The 20,851-nt window shown below is 41.8% G+C and carries 22 protein-coding genes and 1 tRNA gene; 13 read left to right on the forward strand and 10 right to left on the reverse strand.

Annotated features, from left to right (window positions below):
* Positions 1 to 242: 242 nt before the first annotated feature.
* Positions 243 to 1,961, forward strand: a complete 1,719-nt coding sequence (gene ggt / locus ACZ42C_RS18460) for a gamma-glutamyltransferase (protein ID WP_461182265.1) — start codon at positions 243 to 245, stop codon at positions 1,959 to 1,961.
* A 176-nt stretch (positions 1,962 to 2,137) separates the two neighbouring features.
* On the opposite strand, the gene ACZ42C_RS18465 is transcribed toward ggt, so the two are convergent.
* From ACZ42C_RS18465 to ACZ42C_RS18475, 3 genes are all read right to left on the reverse strand, one after another.
* A complete protein-coding gene (locus ACZ42C_RS18465) occupies positions 2,138 to 2,539 on the reverse strand; it encodes a KGG domain-containing protein (RefSeq protein WP_461182266.1) in 402 nt (133 codons plus the stop codon).
* Positions 2,540 to 2,634: 95 nt separating this feature from the next.
* Positions 2,635 to 2,793 carry a hypothetical protein gene (locus tag ACZ42C_RS18470; protein WP_461182267.1) on the reverse strand — a complete coding sequence of 53 codons (159 nt, stop codon included), beginning with the start codon at positions 2,791 to 2,793 and terminating at the stop codon, positions 2,635 to 2,637.
* Positions 2,794 to 4,062 carry a hypothetical protein gene (locus ACZ42C_RS18475; RefSeq protein ID WP_461182268.1) on the reverse strand — a complete coding sequence of 423 codons (1,269 nt, stop codon included), beginning with the start codon at positions 4,060 to 4,062 and terminating at the stop codon, positions 2,794 to 2,796.
* Positions 4,063 to 4,289: 227 nt separating this feature from the next.
* On the opposite strand from ACZ42C_RS18475, the gene ACZ42C_RS18480 reads away from it, so the two are divergent.
* The gene (locus ACZ42C_RS18480) at positions 4,290 to 5,867 is read left to right on the forward strand and encodes a BCCT family transporter (protein ID WP_461182269.1); all 1,578 of its coding nucleotides are present in this window, start codon (positions 4,290 to 4,292) and stop codon (positions 5,865 to 5,867) included.
* A gap of 314 nt (positions 5,868 to 6,181) precedes the next feature.
* Here the strand turns inward: ACZ42C_RS18480 and ACZ42C_RS18485 are convergent, their stop codons facing one another.
* The 4 genes from ACZ42C_RS18485 to ACZ42C_RS18500 form a co-directional block, all read right to left on the reverse strand.
* Positions 6,182 to 7,036 (reverse strand): IS3 family transposase, encoded by an 855-nt coding sequence (locus tag ACZ42C_RS18485; RefSeq protein ID WP_464891302.1) that lies wholly within the window; start codon positions 7,034 to 7,036, stop codon positions 6,182 to 6,184.
* A 26-nt stretch (positions 7,037 to 7,062) separates the two neighbouring features.
* Positions 7,063 to 7,377, reverse strand: a complete 315-nt coding sequence (locus ACZ42C_RS18490; protein WP_461182413.1) for a transposase — start codon at positions 7,375 to 7,377, stop codon at positions 7,063 to 7,065.
* A 261-nt stretch (positions 7,378 to 7,638) separates the two neighbouring features.
* Positions 7,639 to 8,298, reverse strand: a complete 660-nt coding sequence (locus ACZ42C_RS18495) for an HAD family hydrolase (RefSeq protein ID WP_461182412.1) — start codon at positions 8,296 to 8,298, stop codon at positions 7,639 to 7,641.
* 244 nt (positions 8,299 to 8,542) lie between these two features.
* Entirely contained in the window at positions 8,543 to 9,166 is a 624-nt protein-coding gene (locus ACZ42C_RS18500; protein WP_461182411.1) for a flavodoxin family protein, read from the reverse strand.
* Positions 9,167 to 9,447: 281 nt separating this feature from the next.
* Here ACZ42C_RS18500 and ACZ42C_RS18505 point away from each other — a divergent pair.
* Together ACZ42C_RS18505 and ACZ42C_RS18510 are read left to right on the forward strand one after the other, a co-directional pair.
* A tRNA-Gln gene (locus tag ACZ42C_RS18505) sits at positions 9,448 to 9,518 on the forward strand.
* 186 nt (positions 9,519 to 9,704) lie between these two features.
* Positions 9,705 to 9,974, forward strand: coding sequence for a hypothetical protein (locus ACZ42C_RS18510; RefSeq protein ID WP_461182410.1), 270 nt, complete (start codon positions 9,705 to 9,707; stop codon positions 9,972 to 9,974).
* A 132-nt stretch (positions 9,975 to 10,106) separates the two neighbouring features.
* On the opposite strand, the gene ACZ42C_RS18515 is transcribed toward ACZ42C_RS18510, so the two are convergent.
* The 3 genes from ACZ42C_RS18515 to ACZ42C_RS18525 are packed head-to-tail and all read right to left on the reverse strand — an operon-like array spanning position 10,107 to position 12,071.
* Complete coding sequence (locus tag ACZ42C_RS18515; protein ID WP_461182409.1) at positions 10,107 to 10,604, reverse strand: hypothetical protein; 498 nt, start codon at positions 10,602 to 10,604, stop codon at positions 10,107 to 10,109.
* A 5-nt stretch (positions 10,605 to 10,609) separates the two neighbouring features.
* On the reverse strand, positions 10,610 to 11,050 hold the full coding sequence (locus ACZ42C_RS18520) for a hypothetical protein (protein WP_461182408.1): 441 nt from the start codon (positions 11,048 to 11,050) through the stop codon (positions 10,610 to 10,612).
* The gene (locus tag ACZ42C_RS18525) at positions 11,034 to 12,071 is read right to left on the reverse strand and encodes a DUF3231 family protein (RefSeq protein WP_461182407.1); all 1,038 of its coding nucleotides are present in this window, start codon (positions 12,069 to 12,071) and stop codon (positions 11,034 to 11,036) included. The genes ACZ42C_RS18520 and ACZ42C_RS18525 overlap by 17 nt, the downstream gene beginning before the upstream one ends.
* Before the next feature lie 203 nt (positions 12,072 to 12,274).
* Here ACZ42C_RS18525 and ACZ42C_RS18530 point away from each other — a divergent pair, with 203 nt between their 5' ends.
* The 9 genes from ACZ42C_RS18530 (at position 12,275) to ACZ42C_RS18570 (ending at position 20,849) form a co-directional block, all read left to right on the forward strand.
* Positions 12,275 to 13,822: a spore germination protein gene (locus tag ACZ42C_RS18530; RefSeq protein WP_461182406.1), complete on the forward strand. Its 1,548-nt coding sequence runs from the start codon at positions 12,275 to 12,277 to the stop codon at positions 13,820 to 13,822.
* Positions 13,819 to 14,922: a GerAB/ArcD/ProY family transporter gene (locus tag ACZ42C_RS18535; RefSeq protein ID WP_461182405.1), complete on the forward strand. Its 1,104-nt coding sequence runs from the start codon at positions 13,819 to 13,821 to the stop codon at positions 14,920 to 14,922. The genes ACZ42C_RS18530 and ACZ42C_RS18535 overlap by 4 nt, the downstream gene beginning before the upstream one ends.
* Positions 14,915 to 16,084, forward strand: a complete 1,170-nt coding sequence (locus ACZ42C_RS18540) for a Ger(x)C family spore germination protein (protein WP_461182404.1) — start codon at positions 14,915 to 14,917, stop codon at positions 16,082 to 16,084. Before ACZ42C_RS18535 ends, ACZ42C_RS18540 begins: the two co-directional genes overlap by 8 nt.
* Before the next feature lie 16 nt (positions 16,085 to 16,100).
* The gene (locus tag ACZ42C_RS18545) at positions 16,101 to 16,262 is read left to right on the forward strand and encodes a hypothetical protein (RefSeq protein ID WP_461182403.1); all 162 of its coding nucleotides are present in this window, start codon (positions 16,101 to 16,103) and stop codon (positions 16,260 to 16,262) included.
* Positions 16,263 to 16,443: 181 nt separating this feature from the next.
* On the forward strand, positions 16,444 to 17,949 hold the full coding sequence (locus ACZ42C_RS18550) for an amidase (RefSeq protein ID WP_461182402.1): 1,506 nt from the start codon (positions 16,444 to 16,446) through the stop codon (positions 17,947 to 17,949).
* A gap of 17 nt (positions 17,950 to 17,966) precedes the next feature.
* Positions 17,967 to 18,098, forward strand: a complete 132-nt coding sequence (locus tag ACZ42C_RS18555; protein ID WP_461182401.1) for a hypothetical protein — start codon at positions 17,967 to 17,969, stop codon at positions 18,096 to 18,098.
* A gap of 105 nt (positions 18,099 to 18,203) precedes the next feature.
* A complete protein-coding gene (locus ACZ42C_RS18560; protein WP_461182400.1) occupies positions 18,204 to 19,739 on the forward strand; it encodes an AbgT family transporter in 1,536 nt (511 codons plus the stop codon).
* A 171-nt stretch (positions 19,740 to 19,910) separates the two neighbouring features.
* The gene (locus tag ACZ42C_RS18565; protein WP_461182415.1) at positions 19,911 to 20,267 is read left to right on the forward strand and encodes a rhodanese-like domain-containing protein; all 357 of its coding nucleotides are present in this window, start codon (positions 19,911 to 19,913) and stop codon (positions 20,265 to 20,267) included.
* 15 nt (positions 20,268 to 20,282) lie between these two features.
* Entirely contained in the window at positions 20,283 to 20,849 is a 567-nt protein-coding gene (locus tag ACZ42C_RS18570; protein ID WP_461182399.1) for a class I SAM-dependent methyltransferase, read from the forward strand.
* Positions 20,850 to 20,851 lie beyond the last annotated feature (2 nt).

The raw sequence follows: 20,851 nt of genomic DNA on the forward strand, positions 1-20,851 counted from the left end.
TATATAAATCCTTGAACCTGGGACTGCGCGTGAATCCTCGTCCCATCGAAAAGATCTGGGACTGCGCGTGAATGCTCGTCCCACCGAAAGACCTGGGACTGCGCGTAAATGCTCCTCCCGAAAAAATGTCCCTTCATCTCCCGTCCCAGGAATGAAATGAGGCAGAAACGGGTACATGGAAAGTGTTTATATTTTTTATGGACAGCTGTGCAGATTGCATTATAAAAAAGAGGTGAGTGCTGATGAGTCTGGAAGAAATTTTTCACAATCAAAAGCCTGTGGGAGAGGCTTCGAAGTACCATACTGCAAGTGGGAAGGATGGCATGGTATCGTGCCCGGTAAAGGAAGCCGCCGAGGCAGGAGAAGAAGTTCTGAAAGAAGGAGGGAATGCAATTGACGCCGTCATTGCCATGCAAATGGCCCTGACCGCAGTGGAAGGAATGAATACCAGTATTGCTGCAGGTGGATATATTTTATATTATGACAATAAAAAGAAGGAAACAAAGGTGATTAACGGTCACAGCAAGGCACCGGCAGCTACAACCCCGGATATATTTTATAAAGCAGACGGGGAGCTGATCCCTTTTGAAGAGCGCTCTGTCAGTGCGAAGTCTGTAGGTGTGCCCGGCATCATGAAAGCACTTGAATTGGCGCATACCACCTATGGCAGCAAGGAACTTAAACACCTCATTGACCCGGCTATTAAATTGGCGGAAAATGATTACCATGTGAACAGCCTGTGGGAAAGAACCATAGATAACTTTAAAGACCGGTTTGGAAAAGAAGCAAGAAAGGTGTTTGTTCCCGATGGCAAGCCGTTGGAAGAAGGGGATACGATTCGCCAGCCGGATCTGGCAAAAGCGCTGAAAATAATTCGCAATGAAGGTTTTTCTTCAGTTTATGAAGGTGAGATCGCCGATGCAATCATAGAGACGTTGGATAAGATGGGCGGGATTATGAAAAAATCGGATTTAAAAAACTATAAGGCTGTCATGGAGGATCCTTTATGGGGAAGTTACAAAGGATACGATCTGGCTTTTCCACCGCCGCCAAATGGAGGAGGATTTGCCATATCCCTGCTGCTGAAAATGTTTGAGAAACTTAATATCAGTCAATCCGATGTACATTCCTGGGAGAAATATCATCTGGTGGCTGAATCAATCAGGGTGGTGCTGGCTGACCAGCAGACACATATTGGCGATCCGGATTTTGTTAAATTACCATTAAAGGGCCTATTTTCAGAGGCTTATATTAAGGAAAGGTTAAAACTGATAGATTTTAATGAGCGGAAAGAGAAAATAAATCCGGGAGAACCTTGGAAGTATGAAGAAGGAAAGGCAAGCTACAAACAGAGGCAGGATACGAGTTTTCACGGAATGGAGACCACTCATTTCACTGCAATAGACAAATGGGGAAATATTGCAGCATGCACGTCTTCCATAGAGCGGATTTTCGGTTCAGGAATTATGGTTCCCGGGTACGGATTTATTTTGAATAATGATTTAACTGATTTTAATCCTGAACCCGGAACGGTGAATGAAGCGAACGCAAACAAATTTGCAGTGAGTTCCAAGACACCTACCATTGTTTATCATAAGGGGAAACCGTTCTTCACGCTTGGTTCACCAGGCGCAGAAACGATTGTCGGGTCTGTAGCACAAGTACTTCTCCACGTGCTCGATTATAAAATGGATGTAGGGGAAGCCATTGATGAACCTCGGATCTTCAATAACCCTCAGCGTTCCTGGGAATGGGAAGACGGTATCAATGAACAAGCAATGGAAAAACTAAAGGAATTGGGCTATAACCTGGGCAGGGGGTTTGAAAGTATATCTGCAGACGACCGTCTCGGTGACGTCAAGGGTATTATGATTGATCCGTGGAACGGGAAGCTCTACGGAACAGCAGATTCCCCAAGACCGGGAAGAGCAATTGGAGTAAAGGATAAAAAGGAAGATTAAATAAAAAAGAGGTATCCGGTTTTGGCGGATGCCTCTTTTTAGTGAAGGGTTTATTGAGGATGAATGTTGGAGGGGATCCGCTGATAAGTACATCTTGCGTACTGATATCCAAACTGGAAACAAGCTTTTTCTTCAAAAGAAATGGGACGAGGTAGCTTACCCTCGTCCCAGTTTTTTTAAGAGTTATTGTTGTTATTTTGCTGACGGCTTCTTCCGCCTTTTTTGCCTATTTCTTCATAAAATTCCTGATCATGGTTACGGGAGGTTGTCTCTCCGCCTTTTTGCCCTATATCTTGATAGAATTCCTGATCATGGTTACGAGATGTGGCGTTTCCACCTTTTTGGCCGATCTCTTCATAAAACTCCTGATCGTATTTTTGTGAAGTAGTTTCTCCGCCTTTTTGCCCGATATCCTCATAGAACTCCTGATCATGATTTTGAGAAGTAGTTTCTCCACCTTTTTGTCCTATATCCTGGAAAAACTCCTGATCATGATTTCTTGCTGTTTGATTTCCGCCCTTTTGTCCTGCTTTCTCACGGGACATTTTGTTGTTATTGTTCTTATTGTTTTGAGCCATCGGTAACAACTCCTTTCAATGATTTAGGCGGTGAGATCGCCTTACAGTTCTTTGTTTTCCACGTATGGATTTTTCTAAACCCCATTTGTCGAATTTTATTTATTGTACTTTCCGTTTAGCCTGTCCATCACGTTTCTGGCCACATTTTCTTTTTCTTGCTTTTCCCTATCCTTTAATTCAAATTCAAGCCGGTCTTCTTCTTTTAAATTAAAGAAATGCTCTTTTTTTGGTGGTTCTTTTTTATTTGGTGTCATTTAACCGCCTCCTTCCCAGCGATAGTTTATTTGAGGATCAATATAATTCTTTCGCTTCACCCAGACAAATCCATCTCCTTTTGAGATCACAGCTACATCGACTGGTGGGCCGACAGATTCAGTTGCTCTTGTTACACGTCGTTTAAAGGAAGTGAGGTTTACAAGCGCTTCTGTCATTTCCGCGAGTTCCTCTATCGGTAATGATCTGACAACACCAAGCAGCGGATTCATATAATGCTGCTGCTGGTATTCATCTACAGCTTCATTAATAGAGGTATATACTTCTTTACCCAATTTTTCCAAGGAGGTAACCTGTTCGTTTGTTAAATCGATATTTGTATGCTTATTGATCTGTTCGTAATAGTTGAGGAATACTTTATTAATAATGCCAAATACGGCATCTGCCATATTCGGTTCCATACCGAGTAAAAAAGAATCAACCATTTCCGTTTGCCCAAAAGCTGAAATACTTGCCGTTCCATCTTTTTTATCAGAAGTATAGCTTATTTTTCTTTCTTTCAGCTTTTTATATTTTAATTGACCAAAAACGAATCCTTCCAGCCTGTAATTCAGCAAATGGGGGAAAATTTCTTTTTCACCATAGCCGCAAATAACAATTCCGCTGCTCCCGGCACTGAAAAAGTCCTTTTTGACTGTTTCAAAGGCCAATTCACATAATTTTTTTTCCAATTGACCGGAAATAGGGTGGGTGATCAGTTCAGTTGTTATTTCTTTAATAAGCGGGTGAAAAGCTTTTTTGAATGTGAGAAAACGTATATCAAGATAAACAGTTTCCATTTTTTTCATTCTTTTTAAATGAGCTTCTGTTCTTTCCGTCAACCAATCATGTATCCTGTTGTCCATATGTTCTTCATTCGGATGCTGCTCCATTTTTTCCTCTACTTCTTTGACAATTTGTTTCAGCTTATCAGAGTAAGTACGGTCAACGATGATACTTTCAATCTCTTTATTTTTAAAGCGCTCATCCTCGTTTAGAAACTGCATCAGTCCCTCTGCATAATCTGTTAAATTCTCATATTTTTTTTCCCCTAAATAATCTCGGTAGGATTTAATAATAACGTCCCAGGGTACTTCCATGAATGAAGCGGCACCATAAATCATCAGGCCGACGGGGTGCTGGCCCGATAAGGAAAATAACTTATTGGCGGAGTTGTACACTTTTTGAATTCCGTCCCTGCCACTAGTGATGGCACTATCTGCGGCCAAAGACAACCCCTTTTTATTCATGATCACTACTTCAGCTGTCATATCATCTTCCTTTCTTCCTTCTGACTTTGTTAAATATGTTACCGTAATAATAGAGGATGAAACTAAAGGAGGGATTTTGTTGTTTCCTGTATAGTTTGAAAAATGACTGAAACATATCATTTTTTATCTATGTTTATCCTGCCTTCCAAAAGGAAAAATAAAGATAACCGAGAGATTTACTTAATAAGGCATGGAAGCAGGATTATCAGGAAAGAGGAGGAAGAACATTGCCGCAAAACAGTAAAACAACAAACAGAAAAAGATTAATAGATTATAAGATATTTATTCCATCATTGCTTATCATTATTGCAATCAGTATCCCATTTTCCCTCTATGAAGCAGAATCGCTTGATTTATTGAATGACATTTTTGACTTTATCGTTAATTCATTTAGCTGGGGCTATATCTGGTACGCTATCATTCTCGTGATCGCTGGCTTATACTTATCTTTTTCCAAATATGGAGACGTAGTCTTTGGAGATCCTATGGAAAAACCGAGATTTACTTTGTTTGAATATGCCTCTATTTTGATTGCTATGGGGCTTGGTTCTACGATTATGCGAACCGGTATGACAGAATGGACTCAGGTAGCAATTGATCCTCCGTTCGGAGTGGAGCCGGAATCGGCGGAAGCTCTCTTGTGGGGGAATGCTTACGGAATGTTCATGTGGAGTGTACAGGTGTTTGCGATATTTGTCATGGCAGCACCGGCATTTGCGTATATCCTGCACGTAAAGAAAAGGCCGTTGATGCGGGTTTCCGAGGCAACCCGGGTATTGTTCGGGGATAAATTTACCGACGGTCTTGGCGGGAAGTTACTGGACATTCTTTTTCTTATCAGTATCCTTGCAGGGGCAGCGGTAACGCTTGGTTTGGGTACTCCCATCGTCACCTATAATCTGGCAGAGATTTTTAATATGGAAATAACCTTTACGCTGACATTAATGGTTACCCTGATCTGGGTGTTTCTATTTTCTATCAGCGCCTATCTGGGGATAGAAAGAGGGATTAAACGGCTGAGTACATTTAATATGTACTTTGCAGCTGGGTTTGGACTTTTTATTATGTTGATTGGTCCGGGGATTTTCATTCTTAGTTATTTTTCAGATACGATTGGATTCCTGTTTTCTAATTATTTCCAAATGTCCTTGTCCACTAATTCCCTTGCTTTAGGGGAGATGACTCATATTGAAAGTAATACGGTATTCTGGTTTGCCTATAGTGCGACCTGGGCGATGCTGCACAGTGTGTTTGCTGCCAAAATTTCCAGAGGACGTACAGTCAGGGAAATGATTTTAACCTATTTACTGGCCCCAACACTTATTTCCTGGATTGCGACGGCAATTCTGGGCGGCCTTGGTGTACATCGTTATATTACCGGGGAACTGCCTGTGCTGGAAATAGCAGCCGATGATGTAATGTCGGCAATCCCGGCCATTTTAAGTTCGCTGCCATTGGGAACTATTGCCATGATTGCCTTTGTGATTATTGCAATGGTGTTCCTTGTTACGACGCTTGACTCCACCACCTATACGATCGCGTCTTATACAAGCAGGGAAAACATGGCCAAATACGAACCATCTAAGCATTTGCGCCTGCTTGTAGCAGCAGTTATCACGATACTGGCACTGATCCTTATGCGAATTGGGGGGCTGCCTCCGTTGGAAGTATTATCAGGCATTATGGGCGTTCCTATCATCGCCCTTCAATTCATATTAATATATGCAGCCAAGAAAATGATGGACAACGACCGAGCCTGGGAGACCAACGTAAGAGAAGTGAAGAAATCGCGGAGAAACAGATAGTCCGCAGAGGTAGTGGCGGTGCCTGGTACTGTAGTGACAGTGGTCAAGCCCCTTAAAAAAGGACATTAAAAAAGTCGACAATCAATATAGGTTTTCTTGACCCACCACCCTTGACTTTGTTTGTGTCCATGGTATTTTTTGACTGGCGGATGGGAGAAATAATCCCCCAAGGGGAAGACCATCCGCCTAACAAGCGTACCATGGACAATCACTTCTAAGTTCCGCTGGCGGGGCCCCGTCCCCTTCCAGCGATCACTAAGAAGTGGCACGACAGTCAAGGGCAAGCAGCTACGCTGTGGTTACATGGACGGCAGTCAGGCACAATTTTTGTATTGTACATAATATGCTTTAGGAGAAATGAACCCAAGTCTCTTTTGGATTCGTTTCTCATTAAATCGTTTTACGAAGGATAATAAATTTTTCCTGTAAGTCTTTCGTGAACAGTTGGGATAGAAACAAAGAAATTCTGTTTTAAGCTGTGAGAAAAAACTTTCAATGACGGCATTATCCCAACAGTTTGCCTTCCTTGACATGCTGGGTATAAATTTAAGTTTGCTGCTCAATTGATGATACATAAGTGATCTGTAGACGCTGCCCCGATCGCTGTGTATGAGTACGCCTTCCAATGTCTTTAACCTTCTTTTTCTTTGTGCTGCTTCAATCGTATCCTTAATTAACTGCTGGTTTGGGCTCTCCGATATTTTAAAAGCGATAATCTCCCGGTTAAATAAGTCCATAACGGCTGAAATATAAACTTTTTGGTTTTCCACCCACAGCTCCGTCATATCCGTCACCCACTTTTGGTTTGGATGATTTGCATCAAAATTACGATCCAGAAGGTTTTCATAAACAAAACCGGTTGAACTGGTTCTAGCTTCACTGGTCGTTTTTTTGCGCCGCACTTTAGCTTTTAAATTAGCTTCATGCATAAGGCGGGCAACTTTCTTGTGGTTAACAGTTATCCCTGCTCCTTTTAATTCCTTAGCGATCCGTTTGGCACCGTATGTTCCTTTATGCCTTCTATATATTTTTTTAATTTGATCCAGCAATTGCTTTTCTTCCGTGGACACGGGCCTTCTAACACGCTTTAAATAAGCATAATAGCCACTTTTGGACACACCAAGTACGCGGCATAACAGGACCACAGGATAATGATGAGCCTTCCTCAAATAAGTAACCGCATCATATTTTTTGGCTATTCGTTCTCCTTGAGAAAGGCCTGGAACTTTTTTAGGATTTCTATCTCTAATTCCTTTTCTTTTAGCTCTTTCTTTAGCTCTGTCACTTTTTGTCCTTCATTAACTTTCTTCCGTTGAGTAACAGAACGTTGATTGATTAATCCTTCTTTACCATTTAAAAGATAAGCTTTACGCCAATTATTAACCGTATCCCGATGTACACCAATCTCTTCGGCAACTTGTGCAACACTCCGACCATTTTCAAGAATATCCTGTACTACCTTCAATTTAAATTCAGCACTTTTGTGGGTCTTTCTTTGCTTTTCATCCATTTTATAACCCCCTTATAAAAGTCCGTAATGACGTATTTTCATTATACCCTATTGTCCATTATAAGGGGGTTGAGCACAGGCACCACCCGAAAAAGCTCGAATTTTGTCGAACTAAAAAATAAAAATGGGAGGATACCTGCAATCGGGTATTCTCCCATTTTTATTAATAATGCTCTTGTCAGTCGGCTTATGTATGCCAGCCATAATTTGAGTGGAACAAACTGTACTATCCTTACACAAGTTGCTGCAGTGGCGATCCTATTAAATAATTTTCCATTTACGCTCTTTTGCGGCAGCTTTTAAACGGGGTTCCGGTTGTACAGCAACCGGGTTACCGACCATTTCCAGTACAGGAAGGTCCGAAAAACTGTCTGCGTAGGCGTAGCTGTTTTCCCAGTCAATATCTGTATTCTCCAACGCTTGTTCAATCTGTTCTTTTTTTCGTTGACCCTGTATGTGGTAAATAGCTGCTGTACCGTCAAACTTATTCTCTGCAAAAGGCACTTCTGTACCTATAATTTTATCAACATGGTACGTTTTAGTGGCTTCTTCAAGCAATGGCATGAAGGCACCGGATACAAGCATGATACAATCACCGTTTGCGGTGTGATGATTTAATTGTTCCACTACTTGCTGATTATAATCCTCTTTCATTTTGTCAGCCAGCTCGGAAAAAAATCCGTACACTTCTTCTGTTGATAAACCATTCAACGACGATAAATAAATTTGCATGGAACGTTCCCTCATTTTATTTTCCGGATAGACCTTTAACTTATATCCGATGTAGGGAGGGAGGATCGTACGAAAAAACCGCCTGTACCTATTACTGTACAAGGGATGTTTTTTTAAATGATTCATTAACACGGGGAATGTTTCTTTTTTGTACAAAGTCCCATCAAAATCAAATATGGCTACACGCATATGTTTCACCTTTCCAAATCAATTATTATGTCATATTCTCCCGTTTCCTTTAGGATTTGTCAAAACATTATTAGGAGTATTTTTAATAATCGCGACATAAATGAATTTACTCATCTATCGCTTTTAAAGAAAGGCACCTGGTTTTTCAACTTTATCAGGAATTCACTTGCAATTGAAATGACTGGGAAAAAAAGTGCCTGCCAGACAGCGTAGTAAGGCAAGCACTCTTTTATGAATTCATTTATTATGATGCATTTCCTTCTGCAGGAATCGGGCGTTCATCCAACATTTCCGCCAAATGAATCAGATTATGGCTGGCCATTGTAGCATTCTCCTGTGTAAATTCACTCTTATGCCCTTCAGCCTCTATATAGGAAGGGCCCGGCCCTGCATCTCCTACCCAGTATGCCAGCGGGTTTGGTGGAATAAGGAAGCCAAGCTGGGATAGCCCGAATATTAACTCACCGGCAGCTTTTTTCGCCCCATCTTCGTTTCCAGTAACGACAGCTCCACCTACTTTATTGTAAAAAATAGGCTGTCCCTGATCATTCGTTTCGTCACTGGAGCCATTTAAACGCTCCAGCACCAATTTCGAAATGCTGCTCTTCTCTCCCAGCCAGACAGGACTTCCCAGAACAACAATATTTGCATCCTTTATTTTCGATAAAATCGTTGGCCATTCATCTCCATTGCCGGTATCGGCACTGATTCCGTAACCCAGAGTGTAGTCAGCGACCCGGAGAATTTCCGATTTTACGTTTTTCTCGTCGAAGGTAGACACGAATTTCTTGATCAAAGCATCTGTATTCGATTCTTCATCTGACGTTTTTAAAGAACAATTTAAAATAACTGCCTTTAATTGACTCAACAATACCACTCCTTTTACAAATTCTATATGTGCTATTCCCGAAAATACCATCATTAATCATAGTGTGAAATAGATTTTGATTGTAAAAAGGGGCAAACTACTTGGACCCGGGAAGGCTGGTGTTCTATTGTACCTCTATGATTTATTGGATGGTACTTCGGGCAGCAACGTATTGATACAGGGTCATCCAGGTTGAACTGAAAAAAGTAAAAAAAAGTGAGGAATAAAGAAGGAAGAGGGGCACAAAATAAGATGGATTGTGCAAAATTATTTCTTTTTAATGGGCTATAGTCAAGCGGTAAGGCAACGGGTTTTGATCCCGTGATCCCCAGGTTCGAATCCTGGTAGCCAAGTTTTTAATTCTATTGCAGATTATCAAGAATCCTGTTAGGTAGAGGTAGTTGATCAGCACGGTTCGCTGGAAAGTATTCAGTAAAAAACTAGCTAAAAAAAGCATGAAAAAATACATAATCCCCTATAAATTCGGCACGCTAAATACAGAGAGCACAATGCTCAAAAAATGCAGGAGGGATTTATTATGGCAAATAACCAACAGATGCAGCAGGCTTTACAACAAGCTCAGGCTGCACAGCAGGCTGTACAGCAAGCGCAGGCAAATGCAAATCCGCAGGAGATTCAGCAAGCGCAGCAACAGTTGCAGCAGGTTCAACAGGAATTGCAGAACGCACAAGCTGGTGCGGATGCGCAACAAAACCAACAATTACAGCAAGCGCAGCAACAGGTTCAGCAAGCACTTCAGCAAGTGCAGCAGGCACAAGGTTCACAGCAGAATAATAATATGCAGTAAAAAAAGGGATCCGTTTGGGTCCCTTTTTTATATACAACAATAAAGTAACTTCATCAAACAACGGCAAAAACTTCAGTAGTTTACCTCCCCAAAATAAAAAGTACACTCAACATAAACTGATCGAGTGCACTTTTACGAAGACTCCTCCGCCTCATTGCTATATACTTTTAATAAAATCCAGCGAATCAAGGCCCCGACTGCCAAACCTACAGGCAGGGATAAAATGGGGAGCCACATAGGACCAATTAAATATCCAAATAATGTAAGTCTTGCTGAAAAAATTAAACCTACCGTGACAAAATAGGCTGAAAATACAAGCGGCAAGTATGCAAAAGCCGTCTTTCCCCCACCCGCATCTTTATAAGCATCCCATATACTGAAAAAGTATAAACATGGGTAAAACATAAGCCATAAATAATTCGTTTCAGCAATGGCTCTTTCAATTTCCATATTAAAACTAAGTACAATAATACGATTAAAATTTCCCATTACATTAATTATAATTTCCAATATGATAAAAAAAAGACCTTTGAGATATTTTCCGTTGAGAAGTTGTCCGAACCCTGGCAGGGCAACACTCCAGAGGATCGCTTCAAGTTTTCTGCTTTTCTTGTTCAAATGATTTCCCATGCTGATTACCCGTTTTTTCGCCAATTCTTTTCCGGCGTTAATATTGGCGGCAGTTTCTTCTTCGTATCAACTAAATGGTGTGCCCTGATATTTTCCATTTTAAAGGGAGTTACATTGCCGATATGAATATTTTTCAAAGTTTTCCAAACAGCCGTTACCGGGGGAGCGGGTTGTTCGTAAAGCGTTTTAATATTTCTATCGAACAGCCGAGAGATAGTATGTTTACTGAAACATAGTACATTAAAGTTAACAGGCTGGGAATGAAGCCGCCCCATTTTTAAAACTGGACCAATGATTGCTGGTAATTTTTCATGGGAAATGTTATGCATTTGTTGAGCTTGATTTATATTGCCAACGGCTTTGCGTTCAGGCTGTTCGATTACCCAATGTACAGAAATACCTTCCTGCAATTGTGGTAAGCCAGAGAGACTAGTACTCATTGTCATCCGCTTTACTCCTTCCCGATTTTTTCTTAGCCAGTTCATCCCGGTCGACCATTCGGGGCGGTTCTTCCATCCATCCATTTTCAATCATAAGATTTGCCCCATCTTCCGCATATAAAATAACTTCTCCGCTGAGCCGTATGAGATGAGTTGCGATGTCTTTTCTTATATTTACCGGGATGCTTGTTCCGTAAAAGGCAATCCCGAGTGTGATCATTCCGGTTGTATGATATATCATCAGTTTATCGGAAAAAGGAGAAACCGCTGATGAATCCGTAACAGATGCATCGCTTCCCATAGGCACAGGTACGTTACTTTCTTTTAAAATGTCGGTAAATATATTGGTGTGCTTTTTGGCAATTTCTATACCTCTTTGTATAAAGGATTTTACTTTTTCCGATTTTGCTGCCTGGCTAAATCCTGTAAGTGTGTCAGCACCCAAAGCATTACGCTGCAAATTTGAGTATAAGTTGGCAATTTCCGGTGCCAATAATGGTCTCCGATCGCCAAACCAGCCGTGAATGAAATTTTGCTTTTTCACAAAATCAACTTTCTTTGGAACCGGTATTATTGGCTGGCGGAGGAAGATTCCTTTCTGGATGGCAATTGCCATTGCGTGCTCATGAAGACTATTATAATACTGGTGAGCCTGTTTGAAATAGTCATAAATATCCTTGTGGGCCGTCATACTTAATGCTGCAGTTGCTTCTGTCATACCAAGTGCTCCCAACTGTAAAGAATGCTGCAGCATATATTGATCTGTATATAGTCGCGGTGCTTCCGTATTTACATCTTCCTCCGTAAATCCTGTTGGGAGCGGATGATTTTCCATCTCGAAGAATTTTTTAAGGCTTTCGGCATGGTTCTGTGATAAATCGAGGGCTTGCTGGATCACCGATTTTATTTCTTCGTCTTCCGCTTTCTCTATAAAGTACGAAAAAACTGCTTTATTTAAACTGGCATCCATATAGCTTCCCCAAATCTGTCCGAGTTCTGCTGCAGTTAACGGGATGCTTTTCTCCATGACATTTTGCCTCCGTTTCCGTTAAAAAAATAATGCATTCCTCTTTTTTAGTATGGTATTAATTTTACGTGTTATACAGCATTTATCCGTTTGTATAAAAATACGGAAACAGGGGCAAAAGAAAAGAAATGGAATCATTGTATTCCCACTCTGTGCCATTATTGATGTAAAGTAAATTCTGTTCTGATGGAGGGTGATAATTTTTGAAACGCCGAACCCTTAAAAAGAAACAAGTAAAAAAACAAACGGAAGAAGCCTACACTGGTGAGTTTGATAAAAGCCTGGATGAAAATCTGAATAACCTGAAAAAAATGCTTGATGAACCGGATGACCTCGTAGTCAGGGAACTATCCCTTGGCGAAAATAAACAAAGATACGCACTTGTCAATATAGATGGGTTGGTAGATAAGCAATTAGTACATACCGATATTGTCAAAAACCTTCAAATCCTGGCAAAGAAAAATGAACTGCCGGAAGATGTAAGTAAGCTTGTTGATGAACTAAAGAATAATATTATTTCTGTTACAGAAATTGAAAAAGCCCAGCTATGGGATGATATGACAATTGCTTTATTATCCGGAAGCACGGTTCTATTTATAGATGGTGTGGTGGAAGTACTGATTATGCCCACACCGGGCTGGGAAACGAGGTCGATTGACGAACCGGAATCAGAATCGTTAATACGCGGACCGAGAGATGGATTCATAGAAAATCTGCAGACGAATCTCATGCTGATCCGCAGGCAAATTAATGATCCCAACCTTCGTTTCAAGTCACATCGGATAGGCCGCAGAGCGAAGAAAAAACTGGTTGTCACTTATATGGAAGGCATCGTTAATCCGAAACTTTTAAAAGAAGTGAACCGCAGATTGGAAACCATTGATACGGATAGTGCTTTGGAGTCCGGAACTATCGAACATTGGATTCAGGACAGCTTTTTAACTCCGTTTCCAGTAACGGATAGTACAGAGCGGCCGGATAAAGTGGCATCAGCTATACTGTATGGTAAAATTGCCATTTTGCTGGATGGCACACCGTATGTGCTCGTATTGCCAACCACACTGGGGAATCTTTTGCAGTCTCCTGAAGATTATTATGAACGGTGGCAAATTGGTACATTACTTCGTATATTACGCTATTTTGCCGCATTCATTGCTTTGTTTGCACCATCTTTATATATCGCACTGATCTCCTATCATCAGGGCATGATTCCATCTGACTTGGCTTTTTCCATTGCTGCAACGAGACAAGGGGTTCCCTTTCCCGCTTTTATTGAAGCATTGCTCATGGCTGTCACGATGGAACTATTGCGGGAGGCGGGAGCGCGTTTGCCTCAGACCATTGGCCAGACGATTGGTATTGTCGGTGGATTGGTTATTGGGGAGGCGGCGGTGACAGCAGGAATGGTGAGTCCGGTCATGGTGATTGTTGTCGCCATCACTGCTATCGCCTCGTTCTCATTTCCTTCCTACAGTACTGCTATTGCATTTCGCATGCTGCGGTTTGGGTTTATGTTTGCAGCAGCTTTTTTGGGACTCTATGGTATTGTGCTCGTCTATATTATGGTAAACATTCATATTGTCAATTTGAAAAGTTTAGGAGTGCCATATTCTTCCCCGTTCGCTCCGGGCTTTCTCCGTGACTGGAAGGATCTAATTCTCCGGGTACCGGACCCTTTGCTATCGACACGCCGGGGACATCTGCTGACAAAAGATAAGCGGTCTGCAGATAAAGGAGGTCCAACGTCTTGAAACATTTTGAATATGCAGATGAAAAAATATCAGAACAGGAAATCATGATTGCAGTCCCTTCGATTGTAATAGGAGTTGGCATTCTTACTTTGCCTTCCCAAGTTGCTGAACCCACTATTGGCATTGATGGCTGGGTTTCCATTGTCATTAGCGGGATGCTGCTCGTATCGGTTACATGGTTAATTGCCAAGCTTGCTGCAAGTTTTCCCAATCAGGAATTTATGACGTATGCTTCTGCATTGGTGACAAAACCGGTGGCCATCATCCTAACCATTCTTTTCTCCATAAACGGGGTCATGGTGAGTGCCTATGTTGTCCGGTCTATTTCGGATATTGCCCAGGCATATTTATTTGAACGGACACCGATAGAAGTGATTGGGTTAACCTTTCTGTTGGTTGTAGTGTACGCGGTATCAGGATCAAGAGCAGGATTATTTCGCTTAAATATGTTGTTTTTGCCCATTATTTTATTTATTTTATTCACTATTGTCTCCTTTTCCGTCGGGATATTTGAACCGGAAAATCTGCAGCCTTTTTTTCAGACGGACTTTCATGGTTTTCTGAGGGGGATAGAGGAGAGTGCTATTTCGTTTGTTGGTTTTGGCATATTATTTTTTTACATATCCCTGGTACGAAATCCGGAAAAGGCACCAAAGATGGCCTTTTTTGGCATGGGTCTTACCGTCATGATTTATATCATCGTATTTATAGTAACTGTCGGTGTGTTTGGAAATACCGCCGCTTCCAATTTGTTTATTCCTGTTATTGAATTGGCAAAAGAAATTAAAGTGCCCGGAGGTTTTTTTGAACGGTTTGACTCGATTTTTTTTGTTATTTGGATTATGGCGATATTTAATACCATGTGTATGGCTTTTGATGCCACAGTCTTTGCCCTTAAATCTGTCATCACCGTGAAAAAAATAAAGCTGATCTTATTTTTATCACCGCTTGTATTTTTTACAGGGATGTTTCCGGAAAGTTATATTGAAGTACAGCAATTTGGCACATTTCTCAGTTATTATGGACTCGGTTTAACGGTCGGAACCGCACTAGTGCTTACAATTATTCATAAAATAAAGGGTGTGAAAAAAAATGGTTAAAAGCATTCTTGCCCTCCTGCCTGTCTTTATCTCCCTTATTTTTACTGCAGCCTGCTGGGACCAGGTGGAGATTGAAGAACGGGGATTTGTAATTGGTAATGCTATTGATTTGGTTGAGAAAAAGGACGGAAAGTACATCCTCCAATTTACAAATCAACTTGTGTTACCGGGAGGGATTGGTGCGCCGACAATGGGGGAGGCAAGTGGAGAACAACCTTATATGAATTTATCAACAACAGGTGAAAGTCTGTATATGCTGGACACTGCAAAGAGCAAAAGAACAGATCAAAACCCTTTTTATCAACACTTGAAAGTATTAATCATTTCCGAGGATGTGCTAATAGAGCCTCAGCTTTTTACAGATATTATGGACGTATATTTACGATCCCAAGATATGCGAAGAACGGTCCGAGTAATCATGACAGAAGGGGATGCGAGCAGGATATTGGATATTGATCCGAAGACCAATCCATTGCCCGGTATGTATATCGATAAATTAATGGATAGTGTACAAGGGGATGCATCAGCAATAAACCCGGTTAACCTGGGAGACCTTCATTTAGATTTACTGGAAGAAAAAAGCTTTGTACTGCCAAAAGTTAAACTGGAAGGAAATCAAGTGTTATTTGAAAATGCAGGCGTTTTTCGCGGGGAAGCAAATCAGCTGGTTGGTATATTGAACATCGAAGAAACAGTAGGTTTTAATTTACTGACGGAAAATACGAAGGAAGGAATGCTGGATATCCATGTTGATGGAGATTTGGTACAGCTGGAAATGACCGAATTTCACACCAGTATGGAAATTACCGGGGAAGATAAAGAAAATTTGCGAGCATTCGCTAAAGTGGATGTCGATGCCAATGTTGTAGAAACATTTGGAAGTATAAGTCTCACGGATGAAGAATATGAGAAGAAACTGGAGCAACATGCCGAGGAGAGGGCAGTAGACTATATGCAGCAAGCGATCGATAAAATTCAGGGGGAACTTCAGGTGGATGTATTGGGGATTGGTGAGATTTTATACCGCAGACACCATCCTTTGTGGAAAGAGGTAGAGGGTAATTGGGATCACGGCGAAAATTATTTCTCTCAAATGGATATTGAGGTGTCGGCGAGTGTGAATATTGAACGTTTAGGTGCTTCGGATACACTGGACAATTAATGGAGGAGAAGCAAGCATGTGGGACAATTTGATAAGCAACTTGTCTGACGGGATGACTGTTCTATGTACCATTTTAGCTTTTGTCATTCCGTACATTATTTACAAAATTAATCAAAAATTGCACGCCATAGGGGATCCCCCATGGAAGAAAACAGGGACGGATACGAGAGAGGAATAGAATGTTAATTAAGGGTGCTTATTTTCTACTGCCGAAAGTATGAATTCCTCCAGGATAAGCAAAGGTTTCTTTTAGTATCATCATCATTCTGAAGTTTAGCTGTCTTCATGAAAATTAAAATCTCTTTTTTTCCATTCCATGGAATGATACACTGTAGGCAAATAACTAAAGAGGTGCAGGGATGAGGCTTAAGACATACACCACATTGGATGCAACAGATATGTCGGAAATGATTCAAAGCAAAGAAATAAAGCCGGAGGAATTGATCGAATTAAGTTTTCAGCAGCTGGAGAAGGTGAACCCTCTACTGAATGCGGTAGTTTATGAAAGAAAAGAAAAAGCATTTGCTGAAGCTAAGGAGGCAGAAGTTAAGAACCGACCATTTGCGGGAGTTCCAATATTATTAAAAAATATTTCCCAGCGCCTTCAGGGAGAGCCGCTTACTTCCGGTTCCCGCCTGTTAAAGACAAACAAAGTGACACAGGATTCCCATTTTGTGAAAAAACTGCGTGGAGCCGGTCTGCAGTTTATTGGGCACACAAATACACCGGAATTTGGCTTGAAAAATATTACAGAACCAGCGTGGTACGGGGCAACAAAAAACCCATGGAACCCTAATTATTCACCTGGTGGTTCAAGCGGCGGAGCAGCAGCGGCTATTGCCTCGGGAATTGTCCCAATAGCAGGGGCAAGTGACGGCGGTGGGTCGATCCGCATTCCGGCCTCTTTCACAGGGCTGTTTGGGCTGAAGCCAACCCGGGGAAGAACGCCGGTGGGGCCGGGAACAGGGAGGCAGTGGCAGGGAGCGGCCATTGATTTTGTGCTGAGTAAAACTGTTCGGGACAGTGCTGCTCTGCTGGATATTTTGCAAGTCGTGCAGCCGGAAGCGGCATTTCAGACGCCATTTTTTCCGGGCAGTTATAAAGAAGCGATGCAAAAAGATTTCAGGAAACCGATGCGTATCGCTTTTTCCACAACGTCCCCCGTGGACACGCCCGTTTCCCGTGATGCTGTACAAGCTGTGGAAAAAGTCATTCACTGGCTGGAACAGGAAGGCCATATGGTGGAAGAAACGGATCATGGAGTGGACGGAATCAAGCTGATGCAAAACTATTACTTGATGAACAGCGGAGAAATTGCTTCGGTGATGCTCGGTTTGGAAGAAATGCTTGGCAGGCCGCTTGACAAAGACGATGTGGAAGTGGAGACGTGGCTCTTAAATCAGGCAGGAAAATCCGTTTCTGCCGCCGAGTTTTCAGCCAGCCTTTCATCATGGGATACGGCAGCGGCACAGATGGCACAACTCCATCAAAGCTATGATTTTTATATTACACCTGCCACTGCCTACGCAGCACCTGAAGTTGGTGAATTGACACATACTGAAAAAGAAGAGGAAAAGTTATGCGATCAAATGGCTGCATTGCCGAAAAATGAACAGCAGGCACTGATTTATGACATGTTTTTGCCAAGCTTGACTTACACACCGTTTTCTCAGCTTGCCAATCTAACCGGACAACCTGCTATGAGTGTGCCGGTTCATCATACGCAGGAGGGACTGCCGCTTGGAGTGCAAGTGATGGCAGGAAAAGGAGAGGAACACCGCCTTCTGCAATTGGCCCATCAACTGGAAGAATCCGATCTATGGATAGGTATGAGAGGGAACCCATATTTTGAAGAAGGTGTGTAAGGGGGGGAAATAAGTAAATGGAATTGGTGACAGGCAGGAAAGAAGAATGCTTTTCTGTCTTCCTCATGACTATAGGTGTTATTCCTGAAGCACGACCTTCGTTTATTCCCGATTTAATCAGTAAGCTAATGGCGGGCAATATATTATAAAGAGTGTTTTCATTTTTACTTGTCCTAAAAAGAAAAATACCTTTATAATAATTTTATTATGTTTATACACTTTGGATATTTTATGATGAAAGGGGTTACATTCCGATGGCGAAAAAACGCAAGAGTTTATTTCAGCGTGGGCTCGACTCGGTGGAACGAGTGGGGAATCTGCTGCCGCATCCGGTAACGTTATTCGCTATATTAGCTTTGCTCGTCCTGATATTATCTGCAGCTTTATCACCACTTGGAATAAACGTGGAACATCCGGGAGATGGGGAAACGGTAGAAGTTAATAATCTATTGACTGCTGAGGGGCTTGAATACCTTTTTGGCAGTGTCACCGATAACTTTATCGGTTTTGCACCCCTGGGCGTGGTACTTGTAACGATGCTCGGAATTGGTGTGGCAGAACGGACAGGCCTGATTAGTGCACTTTTACGAGGGTTTGTTTTATCTATTCCGGACCGGTTTATTACGGTTGGGCTTGTATTCGCGGCCGTTATGTCCAGTGTTGCATCCGACGCCGGTTATGTTGTACTACCACCCCTTGGTGCATTAATATTTGCAGCGATGGGCAGGCATCCCCTTGGTGGTTTGGCGGCAGCCTTTGCCGGGGTGTCAGGAGGATTCAGTGCCAACCTGCTGCTTTCCGGTACAGATGTGTTATTGGGTGAGTTGACTATTGCTTCTGCGGCAACGATTGACCCGGCCTACGCAGAAACAATGAATATAGCTATGAACTGGGCGTTTATTGCGGTTAGTGTATTAGTACTTACGATACTTGGCACATGGGTCACGGAAAGGATGGTACTGCCCCGGTTAGGAGCTTATAAGGGAGAATATAATGAAGAAGGTCTGGAAGGATTGTCTGCCAGAGAAAGAAAAGGGCTAATATATTCTGGTATCGGTTTACTGATTGGTTTGGCGTTGGTTGCACTGCTGATCGTACCCCCGGATGCACCTTTAAGGGGGACGGAAGGAAACACAATGGATCAGATTGTCCAATCCCCCTTTATGGATTCACTCGTACCAATCATTGCTATACTATTTTTTATTCCCGGGTTGGTATACGGCGTTGTCACAAAAGGGATTCGCAATGATAAGGATGTAGCTGGTCAGATGTCGGATACGATGGCTTCCATGGGAATGTTTATTGTGCTTGCTTTTACTGCGGGTCAGTTCGTCGCTTATTTCAACGAATCAAACCTGGGAATTATTTTAGGCGTATACGGGGCAGAGTTTTTAGATAATATTAACCTGACCGGCATACCTTTAATTATTCTGTTCGTACTCATTGCAGCGATTATTAACCTGTTTATCGGGAGCGCCTCTGCAAAATGGGCGATGATGGCTCCGATATTTGTGCCAATTATGATGCAGCTGGGTTATTCACCGGAATTAACGCAAATGGCATATCGTGTGGCGGATTCAACAACAAATATTATTTCACCGTTAATGCCTTACTTTGCCGTCATTATTGCTTTCGCTCAGAAATACGATAAAAATATGGGGATCGGTACATTGGTTGCAACCATGCTTCCGTATTCTATCGTTTTTCTGGTCGGATGGACGATTATGCTGATCATTTGGATGCTGTTCGGTCTTCCGCTCGGACCGGCCGGACCAATTACGTATCCTTGATGGAAAAAACGTTACTGGGATAAGAAATTCAAATTTGACAATATACCTATCGGGGTATATTATTGAGGTACAATAATAGAGCATAATAAGTTGTTACTTTGTTATGCTCTATTTTTTTAGAAGAATAATACCTGCATAGGTATATAAGGGGAGGAATGTTTTGAAGTGGAAATAATCATTCAGGTATTGATTATCATTGCGGTTGTATGGTTTCTTATGAGCCGATTTATACCGGTAAAAGGAGTAAATAATATTACAGTACAGGAAGCCAAAAACAAATTAAAGGAAAAGAATGGACAATTTATCGATGTAAGAACACCCGGGGAATATAAAGCAAATCATCGGAAACCGTTTAAAAATATACCCCTCGCCCAATTAGCTCACCAATCTGGAGAATTACAGAAAGATAAAGAAGTAGTCATCATTTGCCAAACAGGTATGAGAAGTATGAAAGCGGCGAAAATATTAAAGAAACAGGGGTTTGAAAAAGTGACCAATGTGAAAGGCGGCATGAGCAGCTGGGTCTAGAAAGGAGGAAAGAATATGGCGGGAAAAAGGTTTAATCCCGAAAAAGCAGAGCTGTTGATGAGCTCAGAACGAAAAAAAATATTACCTCCCGATGAAGTTGTCGGTTTGCTGAACATTAAGCCGGATGATACTATTGCAGATCTTGGATCAGGAAATGGATATTTTGCAATCCCCATGGCAAAACAAACGAAAGATACCGTACACGCCATTGATGTAGAACCGAAAATGCTGGATATGCTAAAAGAAAACGCAAGTGATGAACAAGTGGAAAATATTCAGGTTGTGGAAAGCGAACTTCAACAGATCCCGCTTGGTGACCAATCCGTGAGCAAAGTGATGATCTCTTTTGTGATGCATGAAGTGCCAAATATTGATAAAACACTCCGGGAAATAAAGCGGATTTTAAAAACCGGTGGTACAATGCTCGTTATAGAATGGGAAGTGGTAGAAACATCGTCAGGGCCGCCTCTCAATATAAGGATACCGTCCGACAAAATGGCTCAGATTTTAGACGGTCACGGTTTTTATACGGAAGTCATTTCATTAAACCAGGAGAATTATGCTGTAAAAGCATTCATATGAGT

This window comes from Virgibacillus kimchii (assembly GCF_055379185.1).